Genomic DNA, 22178 nt, shown 5'->3' on the forward strand with positions numbered 1-22178 from the left:
TACCTCTACTCTAGAACGAACTTTCTCCAATACAAGGACTGTTACGCCGCAGGCGCCTCCCCTTCCTCCGCTTTCTTTTTCGGCACATAGGTTCCATCCTTCTTGGCTTTTGCGTCGATCATGCCTTTGCTTGGAGGCGGAATACCACCGGATGCTTCCAGTTTTGCACCGAGCTCTGCCATCAGCGCCAATTCAGCTTCGGTAACAGGCTCATCCAAAAACTGCTTCTTGCGCACGGAATTATATTCATTGGTCCACATTTCGCGGTCACGCCAGACACGGTAGTCAGCCAGAGACATTTTCTTGGCACGCGCCTTCTTGATCTCTTCTTCTTCTTTCTCCTTTGCCTTTTCATTCGTCTTGGCAGCGATTTTCGCCTCACCGGCGGTTGCCGCCCACCGGAGGATTTTCTCCTCCACCACAGCGCGTTTCTGAGCGTAGCGTTCACGACTCAGATCACGAAGTGTCTGCACGCGTTCTTCATCCACTTCCACCTTAGGCGGCGCAAGTGTTGCGAGAGAAAACGGCTTGCTGGGGATACCATCAATCATCAGGCGGATATACGCGTTATATTTCGGAAGACTGAGAATATCTTTCGCGCTGACCATTTCTTCAAACTGCAGACTCAGGTCTTCTGCATCATCAGAGCCGATCTGGAAGCTGACCATGGAACCGACGTTTCCGAACACCGCGTCACGGAGGGCCGTGTCGTTTCCTGCAATAAGAAGCTGTCCGACGTACTGGTGCGCCATTGTGAGAGCCAGTTTATATTTGCGGGCCTCGGAGAGAATCGTCGCGAAGGACTTGGTCGCGAAGTTCTGGAACTCATCCACGTACAGATAGAACGGGCGGCGCTGTTTTTCCGGAATATCGGCGCGGCTCATCGCATCAATCTGGAATTTGGTCACAAGCATGGAACCGAGGAATGCTGCGGTATCTTCTCCGATCTTTCCCTTACTGAGATTCACGAGCACGATTTTGCCGGTATCCATTGCGTGGCGGACATCAAGCGTGCTTTTCACCTGACCGATGATATTGCGGATGAGCGGTGTTGTGAGCAGCTGTCCGATCTTGTTCTGGATAGCAGCCACAGCCTCTGTACGGTACTTATCGGTCCAGCCGGCGTACTCGGTTTCCCAGAAGCTCTTCACGACCGGATCAGTGATATTGCTGACAATTTTGGCGCGGTACGCGTCGTCGCCGAACATGCGGAGAATACCGAGCATGGAGGAGCCTTCATTTTCAAGAAGCGCGAGCAGTGTATTGCGCAGAATGTGTTCCATACGTCCGGAGAACGCTTCCGGCCAGAGCTTGGTAAAGACGCTCATGAGACCGGAGCAGATCAGCGAACGCTGATCCGGATTCGCACACTCCAGCATGTTGAAAGAAATCGGGAAATCGCGGTCTGCAGGATCGAACAGAATGATGTCGTTGGAACGGTGTTTCGGCGTGAAGCGCAGAATATCTTCGATAAGATCTCCGTGAGGGTCGATGACTCCGATCCCCTTTCCGCTGTAGATGTCGGAGTAAATCATGTTTTCGAGCAGTGTTGATTTTCCCATACCCGTCTTTCCGATCACGTACATGTGGCGGGCGCGGTCTTCCGGGCGGATACCAAACTGCGTGCGACGACCGTGGAAGACAGACTCTCCGAGAATGGTGAGGTTTTCCTCGGGATCGGTCACATTCGGAATCGGCATGTTGACCGGTGGTTCGAGCTTTTTGGCGGTCACCCAGTCAATATTCGGGGTTTTCACAAGGATATTCGGGATGTGCCAGAGCGTGGCGATTTCTTCTGCAGAGAGCACGTACGGCGCGGAACGAAGTCCCGTCGGCAAATGAGCCGATGCATGGACCTCATGCATGTGGAAACCATTACTGTGCGGCAGCGTGAACTGGCGGAAACTGCTCGCGATCTCCTGCACCTTCGCGACCGCTTCATGCTTGCAGCTAAGAGGTGCAATCACACTCACGCGGACATTGGTCTTGAAGAGCAGACGATTCAGTTTGTCGGCAGCACCCATCATCTTGTCTTCGCGATCATGTGTGCGGGCACTAATCTGCAAATGATCGTCCGTTCCTTCCTGTTCCACATCGGCACCCGTAAGAAGCGAGACAGACGTTTTTGATTTGAAGCCACCGAACCACACTTTCCATCCGCCCATCAGCATATCGAGCGGGAAATACAGCAGACGTTCCATACCGGTTGCCAGGTGCACTTTCGCAAACAACTTGGCATACGCAGTCCAGTGCTTGGAAATGCCGCGCTCGAGGAACGGCAGCATCTTGAGTGCACGCTTGCGGTACGCTTCGCCAATCGGTTCAAACGCCACCTGCACATGTCCGCGCATCCCGAGTTTCGGGTAACGGACGAGAGTCGACGTAATACCCGCAATCGAGTCGATGGTCTGCTTGCTCACCAGGTCCGAAAACTGCGGATAACGCTTGATGGGAAACAGATCCGGTTCGACGAGAGAGAGATCCGCATAGACCACCACTTCGCCTTCTTTCGGATCGAAGAGATCAGTAGGAGCCACTTCAATTTCTGCATCGGGAAACTGTCCGTAGAGCTGGCTTTCAATCAGCGCAGCAGCACTTCCGTGTGAGCGCGCAAACAGTCCGATTTTTCCATCAGCAAGACCGATTTCCAGACTCATTTCTGCATCGCGGTCTTCCAGGGAATGCAGTGCGGAGAGCGCCGTTTCCATCATGAGCGGGCCACGGCTGGCACTGATGTCATCCTGCGTCGGGAGAGACGGGCGGATGCGCAGGAGCACGGTGTTGTGCTTGGAAGAACTCATGAATGTTATCTGGCGGAACGCAGGAGATCTGCGACCATATCGAGGGCAATAGTGTTATAGGCGTAATCCATACGGGTCGGACCAAGAATGCCGATGGCGCCCGCTTCTCCATTGATGGTGTAGCGTGTCACAAGCATCGAACAGCTCTGGAATTGCTCACACAAATCCGTCTGCCCGATGAAGTACTGCACCTCATCCGTCAGATCGATCTCCGCCATCAGTTCCCCCAGTCTCTGCTCCAGCACTTCCACCACATTCGAAAAGAGCTGTGGATCGGACTGGAACTCCGGCTGGCGAAGCGCATTGGAAAGGCCGAGGTAATACACCTGTTCGCGGTGCGGCACCGTTGCGAAGCTCACGTTTGGAATCATGCGCGCAAGAAGGCTGACCGCCTCGTACACGCGCTCTCGGTCTTTGTGTTCGGTGTACTGTCTGCGGAATTGTTCAAACTGAGACCGCACCTGCTTCTCCTGCACACTCGGGTCCATGAATTCCTGCACGTAGGCGCGGTAGCCTTTCACGGTAGGAATGCGGCCTGCAGACGTATGTGGCTGACCGATGAATCCTTCATCACCCAGAACCTGCATTTCATTGCGAATAGTCGCTCCACTCACGGAGAAAAATCCACGATCGATAATCTGCTTGGATCCAACCGGCAAAGCCGTCCTCGTAAACTCGTCGATAATCGCTGCTAGAAGCTTTGCTTGCCTCGTGTTCATACGCTCTTGATTATAGCACTCTTTACAAAAGAGTGCCAGGAGCTCACACGGCATCCATGGCTCATTTTGAACCATAATTTCACTAAAAAACCCGCTTTCGCGGGTTTGTAATCATCAGGATGAAATCGTGAGTTACGCGTCTTTCTTCTTTGCAGCCGTTTTGTCCATACGGCTCTTGAAGCGGTCGATACGGCCTCCGCGGAGATCCTTCTGCTGCTTACCGGTATAGATCGGGTGGCACATGCGGCAGATTTCAACGGTCTGCTCGGCAACCGTGCTCGGAATCTCAAACACTGTTCCACAGGTGGAGCAGGTTGTTTTCGCCTTTAGATGCATTTCTGGGTGGATTCCGGACTTCATAGTAGGGGCATTGTACATAATAATTTTGATGGTGCAAGTAGGGGCGTGGCATGCCACGCCCCTAGAGACCAAAAACAACGAATTATATCTTATTTCACCTCTTTTACCGCCTTCTTCTTGCTCTTCTTGGCAGCCTTTTCGACCATTTCCGCCTCTTCAAAGAGCTCTTCCGCCTCTCCTGCGCGCTCCTCTTCCGCTGCGAGCAACAGTGCCTCCTCCGCCTCTTTATCAAACATCACGACGCTCATGGTGGCGACTTTATCCGGCGGATCGAGGCGCATGACAATCACACCCTGTGTGGCGCGTCCGCGGGACGGAATGTCTTTGAGCCCCATGCGGATGGTCTGACCCTGCTTGCTGATACAGAGAAGATCGCCTTCTGCACCTTCCTCCAGCACCACGGCTCCGATGATGTCACCGGTCTTGGCGGTGAGCTGTGCTGCCTTCACCCCGGATCCTCCGCGTCCCTGGAAGCGATATTCTGTGACCGGACTCATTTTGCCGAGACCGTTTTCCATCACCACCATCAGTTTGCTCTTGGATGCATCGCGGATGACGCCTGCCTCGACCACGCGGTCGTTATCAGCCAGGCGGATTCCGTAGACACCGGCGGCGCTGCGGCCCATCGGGCGGACGTCGTCTTCCTTGAAGCGGATTGCTTTTCCTTTCTGGGAGACAATGAGGATTTCGTTCTTGCCATCGGTCGCAACCACCCACTGGAGGTTCTCGCCTTCCGGCAGCTTCTGTGCAATGAGACCACTCTTGCGGATATTCTGGAATTCGCCGACTTCCGTGCGCTTCACAGTGCCGTGATCGGTCACCATGAAGAGGAATTTCGCTTCGCTCAGATCCGCTTTGAGGATCGCTGTGATGCGCTCATCAGGTTTGAGCTGAAGCATGTTCACAATCGCCTGTCCGCGCGCGATGCGTCCGGCCTGCGGCAGTTCGTATGCAGGCATCTGGAAGAGACGACCGGTGTTTGTGAAGTACAGGAGGTCGTCGTGGTTCATGATGTGCAGGATCGAGAGCACTTCGTCGTCGTCGCGCACATCGGCTCCTTTGATTCCCTTTCCTCCTCTGTGCTGGGCACGGAATTGGAGCGGGCTGAGTCTCTTCACGTAACCGCTGCGTGTGAGCGTCACGATCATCGGAGCGTTCGGGATCGTGTCCTTCGCGCTGAACTCTCCGGCGGCATTCGGCACCACCGCAGTGCGGCGCTCGTCACCGTAGGACTTTTTGATCTCGATCAATTCGTTCTGGAACACGGCATCGATCTTCTTTTTGTCAGCGAGGATCGCGTTGCATTCGTCAATGAAGCGCTTCACTTCCTTGAGCTCATCGACAATCTTCTGGCGCTCGAGTCCGACAAGTGTCTGAAGGCGCATTTCGAGGATCGCAACCGCCTGAATCTCGCTCAGTTTGAATTTCTTCATGAGACGCTCTCTCGCCATTTCGCGGTTATCGCTCTTGCGGATGGTATCAACCACTTCGTCGATGTTATCCAGTGCAATGACGAGACCCTCCAAAATATGCGCACGCTCCATCGCTCTGTCACGCTCAAAGGTAATGCGGCGTGTGATGACCACACGGCGGTGTTCAATGAAGACTGCAAGCAATTCCTGCAGGTTCATGAGGCGCGGCTGCAGACCGTCTGCGAGCGCGATCATGTTGTACCCGAAACTGCTCTGGAGGTCTGTGTGCTTGTAGAGCTGGTTGAGAATCTTCTGCGGATACGCGTCCTTCTTGAGTTCGACAATAATACGGATTCCCTCGCGATCGGATTCGTCGCGGATATCGGAAATGCCGACGATAATTTTGTCATTCACCAGTGCCGCCATCTTCTGGATGAGCACGGATTTGTTCACCTGGTACGGAATCTCGCTGATGCGGATGTGGAAGCGGCCACTGGTTGTTTCTTCAATCTCCGCCTTTCCACGGATCATCACAGAACCGCGACCGGTCAGATATGCCTGCTTGATGGCTTCTTTGTCGTAAATAATACCTCCTGTCGGGAAGTCCGGGCCCTGCACAAATTTGAGCAGATCTTCCACAGACGCTTCTGGATGTTCGAGGAGATAGTTCAGGGCGTTGATGAGTTCATGCAGGTTGTGTGGCGGGATGTTTGTCGCCATACCAACCGCGATACCAACGGTACCGTTCAAAAGCAGATTCGGGATTTTGCTCGGGAGCACAGAGGGCTCCTTGCGGGATGCGTCGTAGTTTGGAACAAAGTCGACGGTGTCTTTATCAATATCACTGAGGATATCATCCGTGATCTTTTCCATGCGGGACTCCGTATAACGCATGGCCGCCGCTCCGTCTCCGTCAATGGAACCGAAGTTTCCCTGACCATCCACCAGCGGATAGCGCATCGAGAATTCCTGCGCCATACGGACGAGCGCTTCGTAAATGGACGAGTCACCATGCGGGTGATACTTACCCATCACGTCACCGACGATGAGCGCAGACTTGCGGTACTTGGCTGCGGAACGAAGTCCGAGCTGATGCATGCCGTACAGAATACGACGGTGCACCGGCTTCAGACCGTCACGTGCATCGGGCAGGGCGCGGGAGACAATAACGCTCATCGCGTAGCTCAAATAGCTCTCCTCCATTTCTGTCACAATCGGGCGCGGTTTGATGCGACCAATGGATGACAACGATTCGCCGCCTTCGCCGGCAGTCAATTCCTGCTGTCCTTCGGTTGGGTTGATATCGTCTTTTGAAGCCATAGAGAAAAGAAGAATAGGTCGCGGAGATGATAGAGGAAAGCGACAGGCGAAACAAACAGAGGGTACAGGAAAACCATTGAGAAGCTGGCTATACTTGCTTTTTTATTGATTTTGTTTTTTGGTAATACTATAGTGTGGGACCATGGAAACAATGATGACCACCCGGCAGGTTGTGGATGCAATTCATGAAGGATTGCCTCTTGCCAAAAAATCTGAGGAAGCAGGAACGCCGCTGGGTAAAACAGAAGTGGCCGATGGCTTTTCTTTCATGATGGCACCCGTTAACGCAGCGCAGAATCATTGGGCATACCGACTGAGACAGGAAGAAATTGATACGATGCATCGTGCAATGCAGCAGGCTACATCTATTCGTTCGTTGATTGCCGACATACGCATAGCTATGAAGCCATCGTTCGATACGGCACTCGTCTATTTTTTAGAGGTGTTGGAAGAAGAAACAGCAAAGATTCCAATCCTTAATGAACAGTATCCTCATTTTAAAATGCAGCACTGGCTTCGGCAAAATAAAACCAAACCGTACGCAGCAGAGGGAATACGAAAAAAATACCCTGATGCATCGGAAGAAGAGCTGGCAAAACAATCTCTAACGGAAACAATGGTAGGAGGTATACAGAATTATTCATTTAATTCTCTGGCATCCATCTTCACTGCACCCAAACTGTTCGAAGAACAATATGATGCTGTCATAGAACCAACGGATTGGCGGCTGGCATCGGAATCGTCTCTCCCAATGCTGAAACACATTGCATCATCGGAATCAGATGTTTTTATTGATGGTATTAGCTGGGCAATGTTAACTGGTGAAGTAACGCGCCCGGAAAAAATACCTGATAGTGAACCCGCCTTCAGTGAAGATAACTTTGACTGGCCGGCATACGACCCCTGGGCTTTTCGATTGAATGGAAATATGGAGATGCATCTGCATGAGCGGATTATTGAACCGACACGCGAAAGACTGCTGGGCTTGATTGCATCAGGCGATAGTAAGGTCACAGGCGAAAGAACGGGCTGCCCCGTACGCCTGGCATTCCCCTTCGTTCACAAGCGCATCATGCTGGCTGCAGAAAAAGTAATTTTCCCGTATGCCGAAAAAATTCTCTCACTCCCGTCCGAATAAATTATGAAGCCCATGATGACCACCCGGCAGATCGTAGATGCTATTCACGAAGGCATCCCCAAGTCAGCTTTAACAATGCAAGAATTGGCGGCGCCTCCCAAGGGGAAAACAGGAAATAATCTTGCACATTTCTTTCAGGGTCTGCATTCCATTAAGGAGGACCCCCGTTTTGCGATCACTCCTGAAAAGAAAGATGCATTGCGAGCGATCGTTGAAAATGCCACATCCATCCGTCAGCTTATCGATGATTTACGCATGACTTTGAACCAACCATTTCATGACATGGTCGTAAAAGTGATCAATCAACATATTACGGAGGACGGACAAGAATTTGCATTTCTTGCTGCAGATCACTGGGGCAGGCTAGAAGTTGCATTACCCGGCAGTAATCAAAATCTTCAGAAGACCTACCCGGATATTCCTGAAAAATGGCACACCGTCGCACTGGTGCAAATTATTCTGGGAGGTATTCAAAATGTGACACATGGCGATTTGGCCGGCATCCTGTGTGTCCCAGAACTCTTCAAAGAAACAAAACAAGAAATCGTGAAACCTAAGACATGGGAACATATTGCAGATTCAATGCTTCCGCTTCTGTTAGATATCACATCATCCGAACAAGATGTATTTGATTATGGAATCGGCTATGCCATGAAACACAAAAATACGAAACCCACTGCACCGCTGGAGACAGGGCTGACGAATTTTAATTTTCCTGGATACGATGTGCGGGCTTTACGTCTGAACGAAGAATTAGAAATTTGCCTGCATCCTCGCATTATCAAATCAACGCAAAAACGAGTTCGTCAAAAAATAGAACAAGGACTTGCCCGGGTGACCGGTGATAGACATGGATGCCCTGGCCGTCCTCTTTTTGGACTGATTCATCGACGTATTATGAGTATGGCACCGGAAGTGATCTTTCCGCATGCAGAGCATATTCTTTCACTTCCCATGGAATAAATGAGTGACCACAGAATGAACTCATGGCAGATCATCAATGCGATCCATGAAGGATGGTCGATTGAAAAAGATGAATCGCCGGCAGTCAATTCCTGTTGTCCTTCGGTTGGGTTGATATTGTCTTTTGAAGCCATAGAGAAAAGAAGAATAGGTCGCGGAGATGACACCCGAAGATACTGTTACAGGAAGAGGCTTGGGCGAATTGGACAAGAAAAATGAACAGACAAAACAAACCGGAGTACACAAGGTACTCCGGAATGTCGGTAGCAATACTTTCTTGGTAAGACGCGAAATCCTACGAAACCTTCGCCGTGGCAGCGCGTGCCACCTTATAACGCCCATCACCTTGGGGGAGGAAAATCTCCGGGTTTTGGTAGAGGCACTGATACAACACGCCCTTGAAGTTGGCGCTACTGGACACATATCCAGTCGCTTGGACCAATTCCAACACTTCCCCGACCTTCAATCCCTTCTTCCCTGCCATCACCTCAATGGCAACGTTCTTCAGGGACTTCTTGTTCTGCGCCAGGGCTACCCGGCGATCCGTTGCTGTTCGACGCGTAGAGCCCGATGGACGGCGAATGCCACGTCGGGTTCCGTTTCTGCCTTCAAGCGCCGCAATCTCTTCATCGATCGTGCGGACTTGATTCTCAATCTCCTGCCGGCGCTCATACAACGTCTGCACATGACCCTTCCGGGCCTCGAACAATTGCTGCAGTTGCACCAACGACATTTGACCTGCGGCTGTCTTCTTCACTAATCGATTCCTTAAAAAAAATGACTCACGAGCGAATGCTCAACTCTTGCGTGTCATCCCACTGATGACGACAGCCTCTTATCTACTATCTTAAATAGACAAAACGCTGTCGTCCTCCATTGCTACCGACAAAGTGAATGATCACCCCAAGCCAAAAGCCTGGGAGTATAATATTATGATGATTTATAGAAATATGTCAATTATAGATGACAAAGCGGATTTATCTCTACCCTATCCCCTAAAAGCTAAAACCTATAAGCTATAAGCCATGTTATCGATAGTTGCCACCCCCATCGGAAACCTTGGAGATATCACACTACGAGCAATCCAGACATTCAAAGATGTCTCGGCGATTGTGTGCGAAGACACGCGCGTGACGGGCAATCTGCTACATCAGCTCGAACTTCCAAAGAAAGAACTGATCAGCCTGCACGGCTATACAGATCCACGAAAACTCGACTCAGTGATCACAAGACTTGTTCAAGGTGAACATATCGCCCTCGTGAGTGACGCAGGCACGCCGGGTATTTCTGATCCAGGCTACCTCCTCGTCAGCCGCTGCCGCGAAGAAGGCATCAAGATGGAAGTGATTCCGGGCGCATCCGCGTTCCTCGCTGCCCTTTCGGCGTCGGGCCTGCCCATCAATCATTTCCTCTACCTCGGATTTTTGCCGCTCAAGAAAGGACGCAAGACGATGATTGCGGGATTCGCAGACACCAAAGAGACGATCGTGTTCTATGAATCGGTCCACCGCATCGAGAAAACGTTGATGGAACTGCATGAAGCGCTGAAGGATCAGCCGCAGCGTGCGGTGGTGATTGGGCGTGAATTAACAAAAATGCACGAGGAGATGACACACGCAACCGTTGAAGCGCTACCCGATGTTGCAAAGAAAATCATGAAAAAAGGAGAATTTGTCGTCGTGATCGGTCCCATGGAACGCTGATGGAAAACAGTCTTGATGATGTGCTGGCTCCCTTTGATTACACGTTCCCGCCGGAACTCATTGCACAGTCCCCCGCTTCACCGCGCGATTCTGCGAAGTTACTGATTCATGATCGCAAAACTGCGCAGACATCCTTCGATATGTTCCGAAACATCATCGACTATCTGCCGGAGCACTGCGTCCTTGTGTTCAACCAGACCAAAGTCTTTCCCGCGCGTTTTCATCTGAAAAAAGAAACAGGTGGCGCAGTCGGGGCACTGTATCTGGAACAGAAAGGAAATCGCATCCGCGTGATGGCCGACGGCAAATTCAAAGCGGGTGACAGGCTTGAGTGGAATGAGAATCATTTCTTTATGGTGGAAGAACGCGACGGAAAATACGCACTGCTCACACCGTCGTTTCCGATGGATCAGTTGCAGTCATTGCTGCAGCAATTCGGGGAAACGCCGCTGCCTCCGTACATCAAGGAATCACCGCTCTCGGAAGAGCAGCGCCGCAGTGAATATCAAACAGTCTACGCAAACCAAACCGGATCAGTTGCGGCACCGACGGCTGGCTTGCACTTCACGGAAGAATTGATCAAAAAAATTGAACAAAGTGGCCGGCATGTGCGGTATGTCACCCTCCACGTGAACCTCGGCACCTTCGCGCCGCTCACCAACGAACATTGGAAAGAAAAGAAGCTGCACGAAGAGTTCTATGAAATCGATCCGGACACCGCCGCACTGCTCAACGACGCAAAGAAAAATCACCGTCCGATTATCGCAGTCGGTACCACCAGTGTCCGCACATTGGAGTCTGCAACAGTCGATGGATCACTCCAGAGACTCAGCGGCATCACCGATATTTTCATTACAGAACATGATCGTCTGAACTTCGTCGACGGGCTCATCACCAATTTCCACGTCCCCCGCAGTAGCCTCCTGATGATGGTCTCTGCATTCACCGGTCGCGAAACGCTGCTTGATCTCTACAAACAAGCAATGGAGAAAAGGTTCCGGTTCTTTAGTTTTGGGGATGGAATGCTGATTCTCTAAAAATGCCCTACCGACGAGGTAGGGCTGCTGTCTGGTTTTTTGCTCTCCAATTGCTTGGCGATTGAATCAATTTCTCTTTAGCATTTTCGCTTTGTGAGCTTTCTTGAGGTGACCGTCGATATGGCTCGCAAACGTCTGTGTTCCACAGACACAAATCATGGGTTCGCCGCGCGCCCGTCTGGACGCCGCTTTTCCGACTTTAGGGTTATGACCGCGCCGACTGGAGTACGTTCTGTCATCGTCATACCATGGCATAGCAATCTCCTTCTATAAGCAAAAGAGCAACCAGACAACAAAAGACAACTAAACACCATCGTACGCCTGCCATCTTCAGGAGCAAGGGGTATTAGGGAAGCACTGTCGCAGGATCCACATTCACCCCGCCATGAATCACTTCAAAGTGCAGGTGCGCTGCAGTCGTCATCGGACCAGCACCGTGTGTGCCGGGAGTTCCACCACTGATCGCAATCTGCTGACCGCCCGTCACATCCTGTCCTGCGCTCACGAGTGCCTGCGAGACATGTCCGTAGAGCGTTGCATAGCCGTCGCGGTGACCGATGAGAATGTAGCTGTAGCCTTTCAGTCCTCCATCGCGGACAAGGAAGACGACACCGTCTGCTGCTGCATAGACAGCACTGTCCTGCGGCACGACGATATCGGTCCCGAGGTGCGGTACGCCGAAGAATTTCTTGTAACTGGCATTCATGAATCCGGCAGAAACAGAACCGTAGGCCGGCCAGTGGAATACCGGCGTGGATGGAACGGATGAACCGCCTGCAAGTTTCGAGGGATCGAGCAGACCTTTTTCGATGAGCGCACGTTCGGCTTTGCTCTTCAGACGGGCATCAATACGTGCAAGATCGCTCTGGATTTTGAGCACCTGGTTATGCACATCCATCGTGATTTTCTGGATCTCTGTCAGACTCGAATCCCCGCTCTCTTCCAGTTGCAACCCATCAGCTATTTCCTGCTGTGCGGCATTGTAATCAGCCATAACGGCTGCACGTTCTTTTTCCAGAACCGGCAGTGCGAGGAATGCTTTCTCGGCAATGGAGAGATCTGCAAGGAAGCGCATCTGGGCGGACTGCATATCGTCCGCATCTATCAGCGAGTTGTTTCCCGCCGCAGCATGAAGCATGGAATCGACAATGATCTGACGCGGCGCATCGTTTGTGGAAAGCTGCAGGCGGAAATACCGCGCGCGGACCATGCGGACCAGACGCGTTTTTTCGGCAGTAATCACTTTCGCAATCTGACCGCTGCCTGTGAGGGTGATGCCGTACACTCTCGAGACAGTCGCAATCACTTTTTTCTGTGCGACGATTTTTTTACGGAGTTCCAGTTTGCGCGCTTCGAGCTGCTGAATACGCGCCTCCCCTTTCTCCTGCAGACTCTGACCTTTTGTTAAGCGCGACTGAGCTGCACCGCGCTGGCGGTAACTGTTCACTGCGTCGTTCAGTGCATCCTGCAGCGATTCCTCCGCCTGTTCCCGCTGATCCAGTGACACAAGCGCAAACGTACCGGCCGGTAACATAACGACCAGAACAAAGAGCGCAGTCAGGATCCGGTTAAGGGTGTGCATTTCCAGATATTATACATGAAAAAGGCATTTCCGGAAAGCACATGCCCGCAGGCAGTTTGCTATGCTCCGCGCATATGATCGCAAGTCTGCGGGGAACCATCGGCAAAACGACTCCCGGCAGCATTATTGTGGACGTACAGGGCGTCGGCTACGGCGTCTCGGTGCCTATCACCATGTGGGATGATCTGGAGGAAGGGGTGGTTGCGCAACTGCATGTCAGCACCTACGTGCGCGAAGACCGGTTCGATCTGTTCGGATTCACCGATATGCAGACCAAACACCTGTTTGATGCACTCATTCAGGTCAACGGCATCGGTCCGCGGATGGGACTCGAGCTCTGCGCCGTCCCGCGCGGCATTCTGGTGCAGGCAATTAATGAAGAAGATCCTGCCGTTCTCACATCCATCAAAGGAATCGGCAGAAAGACAGCAGAAAAATTACTCCTTGAACTCAAGTCTCTCGCGGAGAAACACATGGAAATGTTCTCGACAGAAGCGATGGCGATTTCCGGTTCCCGCTTCGACCGCGACGCAATTGCCGCCCTCTCCCAACTCGGATTTGCCAGCCCGGACATCATGCGCGCCCTCGAATCATTACCATCAGATCTCACATCCACCGAGGAGCGTGTGACCGCCGCACTACGCAATCTATAAGCATCCCAATAACCAATCACCAGTAACCAATAACCCGCCCGTATGCTTCACCTCGACATCACCTCCGTCCTCGCCAAAGTCCTCACGCCGTCTCTGGGACTCCCTGAACATGAGCTGACCGCCATGAAAACGTCCATGAAACGGATGATTGCGGACGTGCAGCTGGAACGGCAAAAAGGCCAGCATGCGTGGATGGAAGATCCGTTCAATGAAGCGATGGTCAAGCGATGCCGCGAGATTGCGGAACGTGCGCAGAGCGAAAAAATCCAGACTGTGCTGTGGATCGGCATCGGCGGATCGGGGCTGGGTCCGAAAGTGCTGCAGGAAATGTTTGAAGGTCCGGAGACGATGGAATTTATTCTGGTCGATACAATCGATCCATCCTTCATCGAACTCTATCTGCAGATTGTCGACTGGAAGCACACACTCGTGGTGGTCGTGAGCAAGTCCGGAGAGACACTCGAGTCCATGAGCGCGTTCTTTTTGTTCTACGAAGAACTGAAAAAAGCGATGGGAAAGAAGGCCGCATCCCGTGTGATTGCCATCACCGATCCGGAGAGTGGATCACTCCATGCATTGTCCACACGTGAAGGAATTGAGATGCTCCCGATTCCGAAAAATGTCGGCGGACGCTACTGCATTTTCTCTCCTGTCGGACTCCTTCCTCTTGCGCTTCTAGATGCGGATATCGGCAAGTTTGTGCAGGGTGCGATCGATATGGACAGCGCCTGCCAGAATGATCTGATGGAAGAAAACCCCGCCGCACTTCTGGCCGCAGTGCAGTACTTACTTGATACAAAAAAAGGCTACCTGATCCGTGTGATTATGCCCTACGCCCAGCGCCTCCAATCCATCGCGCGCTGGAATCAGCAGCTCGTGGCAGAGAGCCTGGGAAAGAATGAAGTGCATAACCCCTTCCCCGTCGCCGCGATCGGCACACAGGATCAGCACTCGCTCCTGCAGCAGTGGATTCAGGGCCCGCACAAATGCTGGCATCTCTTTATAACTGAAACCGAAAAACCACGCGTCACCGTCCCGACGGATGTACCGGAGGAATGGAGATATATTGCAGGCAAAAGTTTCGGCCAGCTGGTCGATGCGTGTCTGGCAGGAACAAGCCAGGGGCTGACTGCCGCGCGCCGCGCACATGTGACTGTGTCGCTCACCAGACTCGATGAATATCATTTGGGCCAACTCTTCTACTTCTTCCTGATGGAAGTGGTCCTCCTTGGGAAGCTCTACCGCATTGATCCGTACGGCCAGCCGGGAGTCGAACTCAGCAAGAGAATTGCGAAGGATCTTCTTGGACACGGCCGCGAAAACTGAGATACTATTTCTCCGTCCCCATAACCCATAACTCATTACCCATAACCCACCATGTCCCACGTGATCAATGACGCCGACTTCGAATCCGTTGTCCTCAAATCGGACGTCCCCGTTCTTGTTGATTTCTGGGCTCCGTGGTGCGGTCCATGCAAGGCAATGACGCCGATTATGGAAGAGCTGGAGCAAGCCTACGCAGGGAAAGTAAAAATCGCGAAAATGAACGTCGATGAGAACATGGATGTTCCGGGAAAATTCAACGTCATGAGCATCCCAACATTCATCATCGTCAAAAACGGTGCAGTCGTCTCCCAGTTTGTCGGCGCCCGTTCGAAGGCAGACATGCAGAAGGAACTCGACAACGCCATTGCGGCCTAAGTTCATGTCTATTTTCCTCTCCATCTGCGGGATTATCCTCTCGATTTTCATGCTCAAGTACCGTGAGCGGATCGGGGACTTTATGGGTGAAGCGGACTGGATGCGTTACACGGGAGGTGTCTACAACTTCGTGATCCTCCTCGCAATTTTCATCTTCCTCTGGAGCCTGGCCACCATGACTGGCACAACAGATGCACTCTTTATGCCGTTTTTGTATCTACTGCCGGGTGGCGTGAATCCGGGGGCGCAGAGCGGGATGGCGCCGATACAGTAGATTTCCCAAAATATCCCATTTCACGCCTTTTCCCGGATGTGATTTTTCTCTATGCTGACGCGCACTGGTGCCGTAGCCAAGTAGTAAGGCAGGGGTCTGCAAAACCCCCATACGCGGGTGCAGTTCCCGCCGGCACCTCCAAAACTCAGATTCCAGTTGAATGCCTGCCTAAATGCCATTACACTCGGCGCACTCCTGATCATTCCAGCGTCGTTGACCATTGAAATTCCCATCCGTGGGGCTGTAGCTCAGCTGGTCAGAGCATCTGCTTTGCAAGCAGAGGGTCAAGGGTTCGAATCCCTTCAGCTCCACCAACCTTCGCAGAAGGTTGTCAGCCATAACCTCGCCAGAGCGAGCGACGGCTGGCTCTTTTGCTATCACACAAAAAAACGCCCATCCAGAGACGGGCGCCTTTTGAGGATCGATGCATTTTTTATTCCGCTGCTGCCTTTGGATCTTTCATCGTCATATTCTTGAGGATGAGGAGTACCTGCTGTTCCAGCGTGTTTCCGACCGCAACAGGCGTTGCAGCTGTAAAGGTGTAACCAGTCATGCCACTGATGGCGCTGACCTGGGCAAAGCGGGTTTTTGGCTCATCTGTGCGGGGCTGAGCAGTGAAGGTGTGCAGAATCACTTCTTCTCCGTCGACGGTGATGGATTCACTGTCAACCTTCGTGTAACCGGCAACCGTACTCACAGACTGAATGCTGGCATCGCTGTATTCGGTGGATGTCATCTGGCGTGTGAGTGGCTCACGGATAACAGTGACTGTCGCATATTGTCCGGAAAAAGGCTCATCAGCCTGGAAAGCAATAATCGCTTCCGGCGGCACGCCGCGATCATCCAGCGCAGCGCGGTCTACCACGTGCCATCCGGCCGGGAGACAGGTGCCAACCGTTCCATCCCAATACTGGTTTTGACAGGAAACAGTAGCGCTTTCACCGCCACAAGCAGCAAGAGCGAGGAAACAAAGGGAGGAAAGGAGGATTTTTTTCATACGACAGAGTGTATCAGAAAGAGAAAGCGAACGAAAACAACCGGACAAATCCGGTCTCGACCCAAGATCTCCATAGACAATATCTGCAAATGATGTCTGATATACCTCGTAGAATTGAGCAAATAAACGTTTCGTGCTACAATACTGAGATTTATGAAACACACACACTTCCAAAAAATCGTCCTGCTGACTGCGGCACTGCTCGTTCCATTCGAGGCAATCGCTGCTGCGCAGATGACGGTAAACGATTCCATCGCAGGTCTCGGGATGACCGTGAATGTCCGCTCGATGACGAATGCTGATGGTGCGCTCCTCAGCGTACAAAATCCGAACGGAAAAGAGACGACACTCCCCGTGCAGACAGACGCTCAGGGAAACGCAATGGTGAATGTGAGTGGCAAACATACACAGACTGCAGGCACCTATACCGTCGCCCTGAAAGACAACAGCAAGACACTTGCGAGCGCATCGGTCGCTGTACTGCCAGAAACGATGGACCCTGCTATTTCCGAGCTCCAGTCCTGGACACCACGCATCCGCGCTGATGGTTCCGACACTGCGGATTTGAGTGTTACCCTCCGTGACCGCTACGGCAATATTCTGCCAGGCCGTCCGGTCGCGCTTGTGAGCAGCCGCAACGCAGACCGCATTACCGCTCTCACACCGGAAACCGGGAAAGACGGTACACAGCACTTTTCACTGAAGACAGATGAAAGCGGCACGGCCGTTATTCGTGCTGTGGATCTTTTGAGCGGCAACACGCTCACATCAACCGTGGAAATCCAGGCCGGTACCCAGGCTGCGATGGGCGGCACGACACAGCAGATGTATGCCGCAAGCACTCTCGACAACGGGCGTCGTTTCTACGCACAGGTCGGCAGCAATTCTTTCGATCTTGTATACAGTTTCGACATCGTCGCACCCACCACCCTCCCGCTCGGAGAAGAGGCGCAGAAAGTAGTCATCCGCGCAATGGACCGCAACGGGAATACAGTTGAAAATTACGTGGGCACCGTTGTGTTTGAATCGACAGATCCACTCGCGACTCTCCCGAACTTCGGCACCTACACATTTAAAGACAGAGATCTTGGACAGAAATCTTTCCCGCTCGTCCTCACCTTCAAAACGCCGGGCGAACAGATCTTCCGTGTGACAGACAGAGGCGATCCGTCTATTGAAGGAAGCGCCACCATCCTGGTACAGGGTGGAAACGGACAGAGTGCCAACGGCATCACGCTCACGTCACACAAAGACGGTGACGCTGTGAATTCCCTGGATATTCTGGTGACAGGAAAAGGCCCCCGTTATGCAAACCTGATTGTGATGGGCGGCATACAGGATGCAGTCGGCATGACCGATGCAGACGGCGCATTCGCCATTCCGGTCACCCTGTCCGATTCGCAGCAGGACTTCACACTCCGCGTGCAGGATGACACCCGTCAGAATGATTCCGGTTCCATTCACCTCACACTCGACAGGACACCTCCGGCTATCGGCGGCATCACGTTCTCACCGGGTGAACCGACCACAGGCGAGAAAGTGCTCGCGGTGGTGGAGAGTGATCCTGGCCTCTCCCAAATCACAATCGCTATTAATGAACAGGTAGTGACGCTCACGGAAAGCTCCGCTGCATCCGGATCGTATCAGGGATTCTTCACTGCTCCTGAAGGCGGTTCGTACCAGCCTGCAGTCACCGCGATTGATAAGGCAGGAAACAAGACCGAAGTCCGCACCACCTTCAATGTCGGCGCGCAGAGCCTTCCAACCGTACAAAATCTCACAGCAGAGGCACGTGTGAATGCTGTCGGTCTCCAGTGGGATCCGCTCAACGATGCGACGATTGACGGGTACCGCGTCTACGTCGGCGAGTCTCCGGAGAACTTCCTCTATACGCTCGACACCGGACGCGTGACCACGAAGGCAACGGTTGCCGGCCTGACACCGGGTCGTCCGTATTACTTTGCCGTCACCGCTGTAAAAGGCAGTCTGGAAAGCGGCAGCAAGAGCGACATTGCACAGGTCATACCTCTCGGTCTCTCACTGGATGTCGTCCCGGGAGACAGCTCCCTGCAGATCAAGTGGACCTCTCTGTCGACCGATCTCCCCCTCTCCGCATTCACACTTGAGTACGGCACTGCTGAAGAGACGTATACAGAAACACGTACCCTCAACGCCGGACTCCGCGACTTCACCATCCGTGATCTCATCAACGGTGTCCCCTACTTTATCCGGCTCGTCCCGGTCACGGTGACCGGCGACACGCTGGAGGATCTTGCAGCCAAGGGTCAGGGTACCCCGGACGGTAGCGGCTTCCATGCCGGTCCGAATGATCCGGTCCCGGGCAACCTCGGTACAACGCCGGGCGGCGTGAATCCCGCTCCGGGAAATCCAACGACAGGTCTGCCGACCGCAGCGTGGATGATTGTTGTCTTCCTGGGTCTTGCAGGTGCACTCTATGGTTGGCACCGCAGAACAGCAGCCCGCCACACCGATGCATTTTTGGCAGCGATTCAGTCGCAGTATCATCGATAAAGTTTTTGGTTTTTCGTTTCTGGTTATTGGTTCATCAGCAGAAAAAACCATAAACTAGCGACGAGAAACCAGTAACCAAACCCGTCACATGTCTTCACCCGCCACCCGTACCGCTCCGATCAAAACTCTCTCGATAGGAGGGGCCACCTTTGATCTGTTTGTACGGACCGACGAATCCGTCGTCCATGCGCAGGACGGACTCGATCACCTCTCATTGCCGCTCGGACAGAAAATCCGGATCAATGACGTCATCAGTACCGCAGGCGGAGGCGCCGCCAATACATCCGTCGGCTTGTCGCGCCTGGGATGCGAGGCTGCATTTTGCGGTATTGTCGGCGAAGACCAGTGGGGTTCCGCGATTCTTGAGACCTTCAAAAAGGAAGGGGTCCGCACTGATGCCGCGACCGTCGTCGACAAAGAAACATCCAGCTTTTCCCTGATCCTCTCAGCAGCAAGTGGCGAGCGTGTGATTCTCAATCACCCGGGAACAGCCCGCCATCTGCACGATGTCACCTTTGACCGTGATGCCATCAGGAATGTGGATGCCGTATTTTTGAATCACATTCACCGCGAATCCTGCATTATCCAGGACGATATTATTGAGGCCTTCACAAGCAATCCCCAGATCCACTTAAGCTGGAATCCAGGCGGTTGTCAGATTGAGCTGGGACTGGAAGAAGAACATAACAAAGCGCTCGTTGCCGTGACCGATATCCTCTTTCTCAACAAAGAAGAGGCGCTCGCCTTTACCCACGCCGACACAGTGGCAGATGCAATGGATCTGCTGATTGCTGCGGGCGCGGGCATCGTCTGTGTGACGGACGGCAAAAACGGGTCGATCGCGACCGACGGAAAACAGGTCTACACCTGTCCGATTGTCGAGGGTCCGGTCGTGGATATGACCGGGGCCGGAGACGCCTTCGGTACAGGGGTCACATGGGCCATTGTAAACGGCAAAAACTTGCCAACAAGCCTCAGAGCAGGTACTATAAACGCGAGGAGTGTCGTTGGTGTCATTGGTGCCCAGAAGGGCCTCCTGACCGCCACTCAGATGCTATCGGAACTGAACTGATCCTCACACACAATCCCCTTACCTACTTCTACTCATGGCAGACGATTCTCTTATTCTTATCCAGGAACTGCTCGACAGTGCGCAGGCGTCTCTCAAGACCGCCAACGCTATGCTTCGTGAGATGACCGGCGTCGCCGATCCGTCCCGCGAACGCCATGTCTCCAACGCAAGCAGAACTCCGGTGATGACAGGTCCAGTCAGCGGCCGCATCATTGAGGGAATTTTCGATGGCCAGAACATGGTGGACAGTACGGGTCAGAGTTATCCGGTCCCGGCAAACTATGCATCGAAGAGCAAGCTCGTGGAGGGTGACGGCATGAAACTGACAATCACGGATGAAGGAAAATTCATCTACAAGCAAATCTCCCCTGTCGACCGCAGACTCGGCAAAGGTGTACTTATTCAGGAAGACGGACAGTACAAAGTTCTCACGGAAGGCAAAGCACTCCGCGTCCTTCTTGCGTCCGTTACATTCTACCGCGCGGAAGTCGGCGACCAGATTACTGTCCTTCTGCCGGAAACCGGCGAAGCACAGTGGGCCGCCATTGAAGCAGTCATTCCGAAGCACCTGGCCGAAGCGGCAGCACACGACATTGTCAGCGCCATGAGCGACGGTGAAATGAGCCCGACCATGATGGAACAGGTGCCGTCGTTTGAGGATGAGGACATTGCGCCGAAGAAGACACGCAAGAAGAAGACGGATGAGTAGGCTTCCTACAATGAATGATCAGGACCCGGAAGGGTCCTTTTTTGAAATGATAATACGAAAAGTGAACCCCTTCTTTGCAAAGAAAGAGGGGTTCTGAGTAGAAAGGGTCAGACGTGTGTGGGATTTTTAGGTCCCGGAATCAGATTCCTACACAGGTAGGAACATTGTACTACTGAGCTGGTGGCCACGCTGCCGGATACCGGCAAACAGTATGTTCAAGAGAGTCTTTGAGGCATGCTCATACTCGCCTCTTGGAAGATTGCCGTCTTCAGCAAGAACCGTCAGCATCTTTGCAGCCAGAATATAGTCACTCTCCTACTCTCTCCACAGACAAAAGGTCTCCCAGGGAATACCGCGTGCTTCTACAAGAGCGCGCATTACTGCTTCGTCGCCACCGCTTTCCTGTGTCACAGTGTGAAGATGCTGCAAAACAGCAGCGGGTTCCCACGAAGGAATCTCCACACAAGGAGCTGGTTCAAGAGGCGCCTCAGAACAACATGATCCTTTGCAGTCAGCAGCACAGGTACAGGGCACCACTGACAAACCGGCAGGGATTGCGGCAGAAACTGCCTCATCCGGAACGCTCTCTAGCGGATCTCGTTTTATCGGTGGCCTGGAGGCAATGTGCGGCTCATTCATGATTCGTTTTTCTACAGGCACAGATAGCACTGAATCAGACTCGGAAGACCTGTCTCTTCCGGCATCCATAGCAGTTTGAGGGGTGTGTTTTTGTTGGACATGCCCTGGCTGAAGAGGCTTTATTTTCATGGCATACTTCCAGGAAGCCCGTACAAAATGCTCCTTAATATCAAGAGCGACAGGCGTATAGATACTAGCTCCCTTGTGATGCATTGAATGATTTAACGTAGCACGATCAATAAGTGTACTGATTTGCTGCCGGATAGAACGCAGCTCTCCGTACAGTGTCACTGTTGTGGCTGTTTTCAGAATTTGGTCGAATAAATCATCCACTAATTCGTTATTTATAGGATGACGATGGGCCACAAGACCTCCGGCAGGAAAATATCTGTCTATCAATTTCAATATTGATTGGCGCGCATCTTCTATGTCCGATTGGATATCCGACTCATTAATGACCTCCGGGAGCGACGCATCGTCCGGTATCTGCGGGAAACAGTCAGCAGCATTGCTTATAAAGCTTTGAGCCATAAAATCTTGCAGATAGTACCCGTATATTTTTTAAT

19 protein-coding genes and 2 tRNA genes are annotated in these 22178 nt (G+C 52.6%); 13 read left to right on the forward strand and 8 right to left on the reverse strand.

The window, feature by feature from the left end:
- Nucleotides 1–41: 41 nt before the first annotated feature.
- The 4 genes from K8942_04590 to gyrA form a co-directional block, all read right to left on the reverse strand.
- Nucleotides 42–2801, reverse strand: a complete 2760-nt coding sequence (locus tag K8942_04590; GenBank protein UPA22300.1) for a type IV secretion system DNA-binding domain-containing protein — start codon at nucleotides 2799–2801, stop codon at nucleotides 42–44.
- A 5-nt stretch (nucleotides 2802–2806) separates the two neighbouring features.
- On the reverse strand, nucleotides 2807–3520 hold the full coding sequence (locus K8942_04595; protein ID UPA22301.1) for a hypothetical protein: 714 nt from the start codon (nucleotides 3518–3520) through the stop codon (nucleotides 2807–2809).
- A 132-nt stretch (nucleotides 3521–3652) separates the two neighbouring features.
- Nucleotides 3653–3880 carry a 50S ribosomal protein L31 gene (gene rpmE, locus K8942_04600; protein UPA22302.1) on the reverse strand — a complete coding sequence of 76 codons (228 nt, stop codon included), beginning with the start codon at nucleotides 3878–3880 and terminating at the stop codon, nucleotides 3653–3655.
- An 89-nt stretch (nucleotides 3881–3969) separates the two neighbouring features.
- The gene (gyrA, locus tag K8942_04605; GenBank protein ID UPA22303.1) at nucleotides 3970–6612 is read right to left on the reverse strand and encodes a DNA gyrase subunit A; all 2643 of its coding nucleotides are present in this window, start codon (nucleotides 6610–6612) and stop codon (nucleotides 3970–3972) included.
- Between the two features lie 142 nt (nucleotides 6613–6754).
- Between gyrA and K8942_04610 the strand changes: the two genes are divergently transcribed.
- Nucleotides 6755–7750 carry a hypothetical protein gene (locus K8942_04610; GenBank protein ID UPA22304.1) on the forward strand — a complete coding sequence of 332 codons (996 nt, stop codon included), beginning with the start codon at nucleotides 6755–6757 and terminating at the stop codon, nucleotides 7748–7750.
- 3 nt (nucleotides 7751–7753) lie between these two features.
- Complete coding sequence (locus tag K8942_04615) at nucleotides 7754–8713, forward strand: hypothetical protein (GenBank protein ID UPA22305.1); 960 nt, start codon at nucleotides 7754–7756, stop codon at nucleotides 8711–8713.
- Between the two features lie 295 nt (nucleotides 8714–9008).
- On the opposite strand, the gene K8942_04620 is transcribed toward K8942_04615, so the two are convergent.
- Nucleotides 9009–9422, reverse strand: coding sequence for a hypothetical protein (locus K8942_04620; GenBank protein ID UPA22306.1), 414 nt, complete (start codon nucleotides 9420–9422; stop codon nucleotides 9009–9011).
- Nucleotides 9423–9738: 316 nt separating this feature from the next.
- Here K8942_04620 and rsmI point away from each other — a divergent pair, with 316 nt between their 5' ends.
- Together rsmI and queA are read left to right on the forward strand one after the other, a co-directional pair.
- Nucleotides 9739–10416: a 16S rRNA (cytidine(1402)-2'-O)-methyltransferase gene (gene rsmI, locus K8942_04625; GenBank protein UPA22307.1), complete on the forward strand. Its 678-nt coding sequence runs from the start codon at nucleotides 9739–9741 to the stop codon at nucleotides 10414–10416.
- Nucleotides 10416–11453 carry a tRNA preQ1(34) S-adenosylmethionine ribosyltransferase-isomerase QueA gene (gene queA / locus K8942_04630; GenBank protein ID UPA22308.1) on the forward strand — a complete coding sequence of 346 codons (1038 nt, stop codon included), beginning with the start codon at nucleotides 10416–10418 and terminating at the stop codon, nucleotides 11451–11453. Before rsmI ends, queA begins: the two co-directional genes overlap by 1 nt.
- A gap of 346 nt (nucleotides 11454–11799) precedes the next feature.
- Here queA and K8942_04635 read toward each other — a convergent pair whose 3' ends face one another.
- Complete coding sequence (locus K8942_04635) at nucleotides 11800–13035, reverse strand: M23 family metallopeptidase (GenBank protein ID UPA22309.1); 1236 nt, start codon at nucleotides 13033–13035, stop codon at nucleotides 11800–11802.
- Between the two features lie 74 nt (nucleotides 13036–13109).
- Here K8942_04635 and ruvA point away from each other — a divergent pair, with 74 nt between their 5' ends.
- From ruvA to K8942_04665, 6 genes are all read left to right on the forward strand, one after another.
- Nucleotides 13110–13688, forward strand: coding sequence for a Holliday junction branch migration protein RuvA (gene ruvA, locus K8942_04640; GenBank protein ID UPA22310.1), 579 nt, complete (start codon nucleotides 13110–13112; stop codon nucleotides 13686–13688).
- Between the two features lie 42 nt (nucleotides 13689–13730).
- Entirely contained in the window at nucleotides 13731–15014 is a 1284-nt protein-coding gene (locus tag K8942_04645; GenBank protein ID UPA22311.1) for a hypothetical protein, read from the forward strand.
- A 51-nt stretch (nucleotides 15015–15065) separates the two neighbouring features.
- On the forward strand, nucleotides 15066–15389 hold the full coding sequence (gene trxA, locus K8942_04650) for a thioredoxin (protein ID UPA22312.1): 324 nt from the start codon (nucleotides 15066–15068) through the stop codon (nucleotides 15387–15389).
- Between the two features lie 4 nt (nucleotides 15390–15393).
- Nucleotides 15394–15663: a hypothetical protein gene (locus K8942_04655; protein ID UPA22313.1), complete on the forward strand. Its 270-nt coding sequence runs from the start codon at nucleotides 15394–15396 to the stop codon at nucleotides 15661–15663.
- 66 nt (nucleotides 15664–15729) lie between these two features.
- A tRNA-Cys gene (locus K8942_04660) sits at nucleotides 15730–15804 on the forward strand.
- Nucleotides 15805–15900: 96 nt separating this feature from the next.
- Nucleotides 15901–15977: transfer RNA gene (locus K8942_04665), tRNA-Ala, on the forward strand.
- Nucleotides 15978–16096: 119 nt separating this feature from the next.
- Here K8942_04665 and K8942_04670 read toward each other — a convergent pair.
- Entirely contained in the window at nucleotides 16097–16660 is a 564-nt protein-coding gene (locus K8942_04670; GenBank protein ID UPA22314.1) for a hypothetical protein, read from the reverse strand.
- A gap of 153 nt (nucleotides 16661–16813) precedes the next feature.
- On the opposite strand from K8942_04670, the gene K8942_04675 reads away from it, so the two are divergent.
- The 3 genes from K8942_04675 to K8942_04685 all read left to right on the forward strand — a co-directional run bounded on the left by K8942_04675 (nucleotide 16814) and on the right by K8942_04685 (nucleotide 20973).
- Nucleotides 16814–19192: a fibronectin type III domain-containing protein gene (locus K8942_04675; GenBank protein ID UPA22315.1), complete on the forward strand. Its 2379-nt coding sequence runs from the start codon at nucleotides 16814–16816 to the stop codon at nucleotides 19190–19192.
- 88 nt (nucleotides 19193–19280) lie between these two features.
- Entirely contained in the window at nucleotides 19281–20264 is a 984-nt protein-coding gene (locus K8942_04680) for a carbohydrate kinase family protein (GenBank protein UPA22316.1), read from the forward strand.
- 34 nt (nucleotides 20265–20298) lie between these two features.
- Nucleotides 20299–20973: a hypothetical protein gene (locus K8942_04685; protein UPA22317.1), complete on the forward strand. Its 675-nt coding sequence runs from the start codon at nucleotides 20299–20301 to the stop codon at nucleotides 20971–20973.
- A 315-nt stretch (nucleotides 20974–21288) separates the two neighbouring features.
- Here the strand turns inward: K8942_04685 and K8942_04690 are convergent, their stop codons facing one another.
- A complete protein-coding gene (locus K8942_04690; protein ID UPA22318.1) occupies nucleotides 21289–22143 on the reverse strand; it encodes a hypothetical protein in 855 nt (284 codons plus the stop codon).
- Nucleotides 22144–22178: the final 35 nt, after the last annotated feature.

This window comes from Candidatus Peribacteria bacterium (assembly GCA_023038255.1).
In the GTDB taxonomy this organism is placed as follows: domain Bacteria; phylum Patescibacteriota; class Gracilibacteria; order Peribacterales; family Peribacteraceae; genus CALREJ01.

Bases quoted from the DNA above. Each gene is read 5' to 3' on its own strand.
- ruvA (UPA22310.1), top strand. From the start codon at position 13,110: ATGATCGCAAGTCTGCGGGGAACCATCGGCAAAACGACTCCCGGCAGC.
- rpmE (UPA22302.1), bottom strand. From the start codon at position 3,880: ATGAAGTCCGGAATCCACCCAGAAATGCATCTAAAGGCGAAAACAACC.
- trxA (UPA22312.1), top strand. From the start codon at position 15,066: ATGTCCCACGTGATCAATGACGCCGACTTCGAATCCGTTGTCCTCAAA.
- queA (UPA22308.1), top strand. From the start codon at position 10,416: ATGGAAAACAGTCTTGATGATGTGCTGGCTCCCTTTGATTACACGTTC.
- K8942_04670 (UPA22314.1), bottom strand. From the start codon at position 16,660: ATGAAAAAAATCCTCCTTTCCTCCCTTTGTTTCCTCGCTCTTGCTGCT.
- K8942_04680 (UPA22316.1), top strand. From the start codon at position 19,281: ATGTCTTCACCCGCCACCCGTACCGCTCCGATCAAAACTCTCTCGATA.
- K8942_04690 (UPA22318.1), bottom strand. From the start codon at position 22,143: ATGGCTCAAAGCTTTATAAGCAATGCTGCTGACTGTTTCCCGCAGATA.
- rsmI (UPA22307.1), top strand. From the start codon at position 9,739: ATGTTATCGATAGTTGCCACCCCCATCGGAAACCTTGGAGATATCACA.
- K8942_04590 (UPA22300.1), bottom strand. From the start codon at position 2,801: ATGAGTTCTTCCAAGCACAACACCGTGCTCCTGCGCATCCGCCCGTCT.
- K8942_04595 (UPA22301.1), bottom strand. From the start codon at position 3,520: ATGAACACGAGGCAAGCAAAGCTTCTAGCAGCGATTATCGACGAGTTT.
- K8942_04685 (UPA22317.1), top strand. From the start codon at position 20,299: ATGGCAGACGATTCTCTTATTCTTATCCAGGAACTGCTCGACAGTGCG.
- K8942_04655 (UPA22313.1), top strand. From the start codon at position 15,394: ATGTCTATTTTCCTCTCCATCTGCGGGATTATCCTCTCGATTTTCATG.
- gyrA (UPA22303.1), bottom strand. From the start codon at position 6,612: ATGGCTTCAAAAGACGATATCAACCCAACCGAAGGACAGCAGGAATTG.
- K8942_04615 (UPA22305.1), top strand. From the start codon at position 7,754: ATGAAGCCCATGATGACCACCCGGCAGATCGTAGATGCTATTCACGAA.
- K8942_04635 (UPA22309.1), bottom strand. From the start codon at position 13,035: ATGCACACCCTTAACCGGATCCTGACTGCGCTCTTTGTTCTGGTCGTT.
- K8942_04610 (UPA22304.1), top strand. From the start codon at position 6,755: ATGGAAACAATGATGACCACCCGGCAGGTTGTGGATGCAATTCATGAA.
- K8942_04645 (UPA22311.1), top strand. From the start codon at position 13,731: ATGCTTCACCTCGACATCACCTCCGTCCTCGCCAAAGTCCTCACGCCG.
- K8942_04675 (UPA22315.1), top strand. From the start codon at position 16,814: ATGAAACACACACACTTCCAAAAAATCGTCCTGCTGACTGCGGCACTG.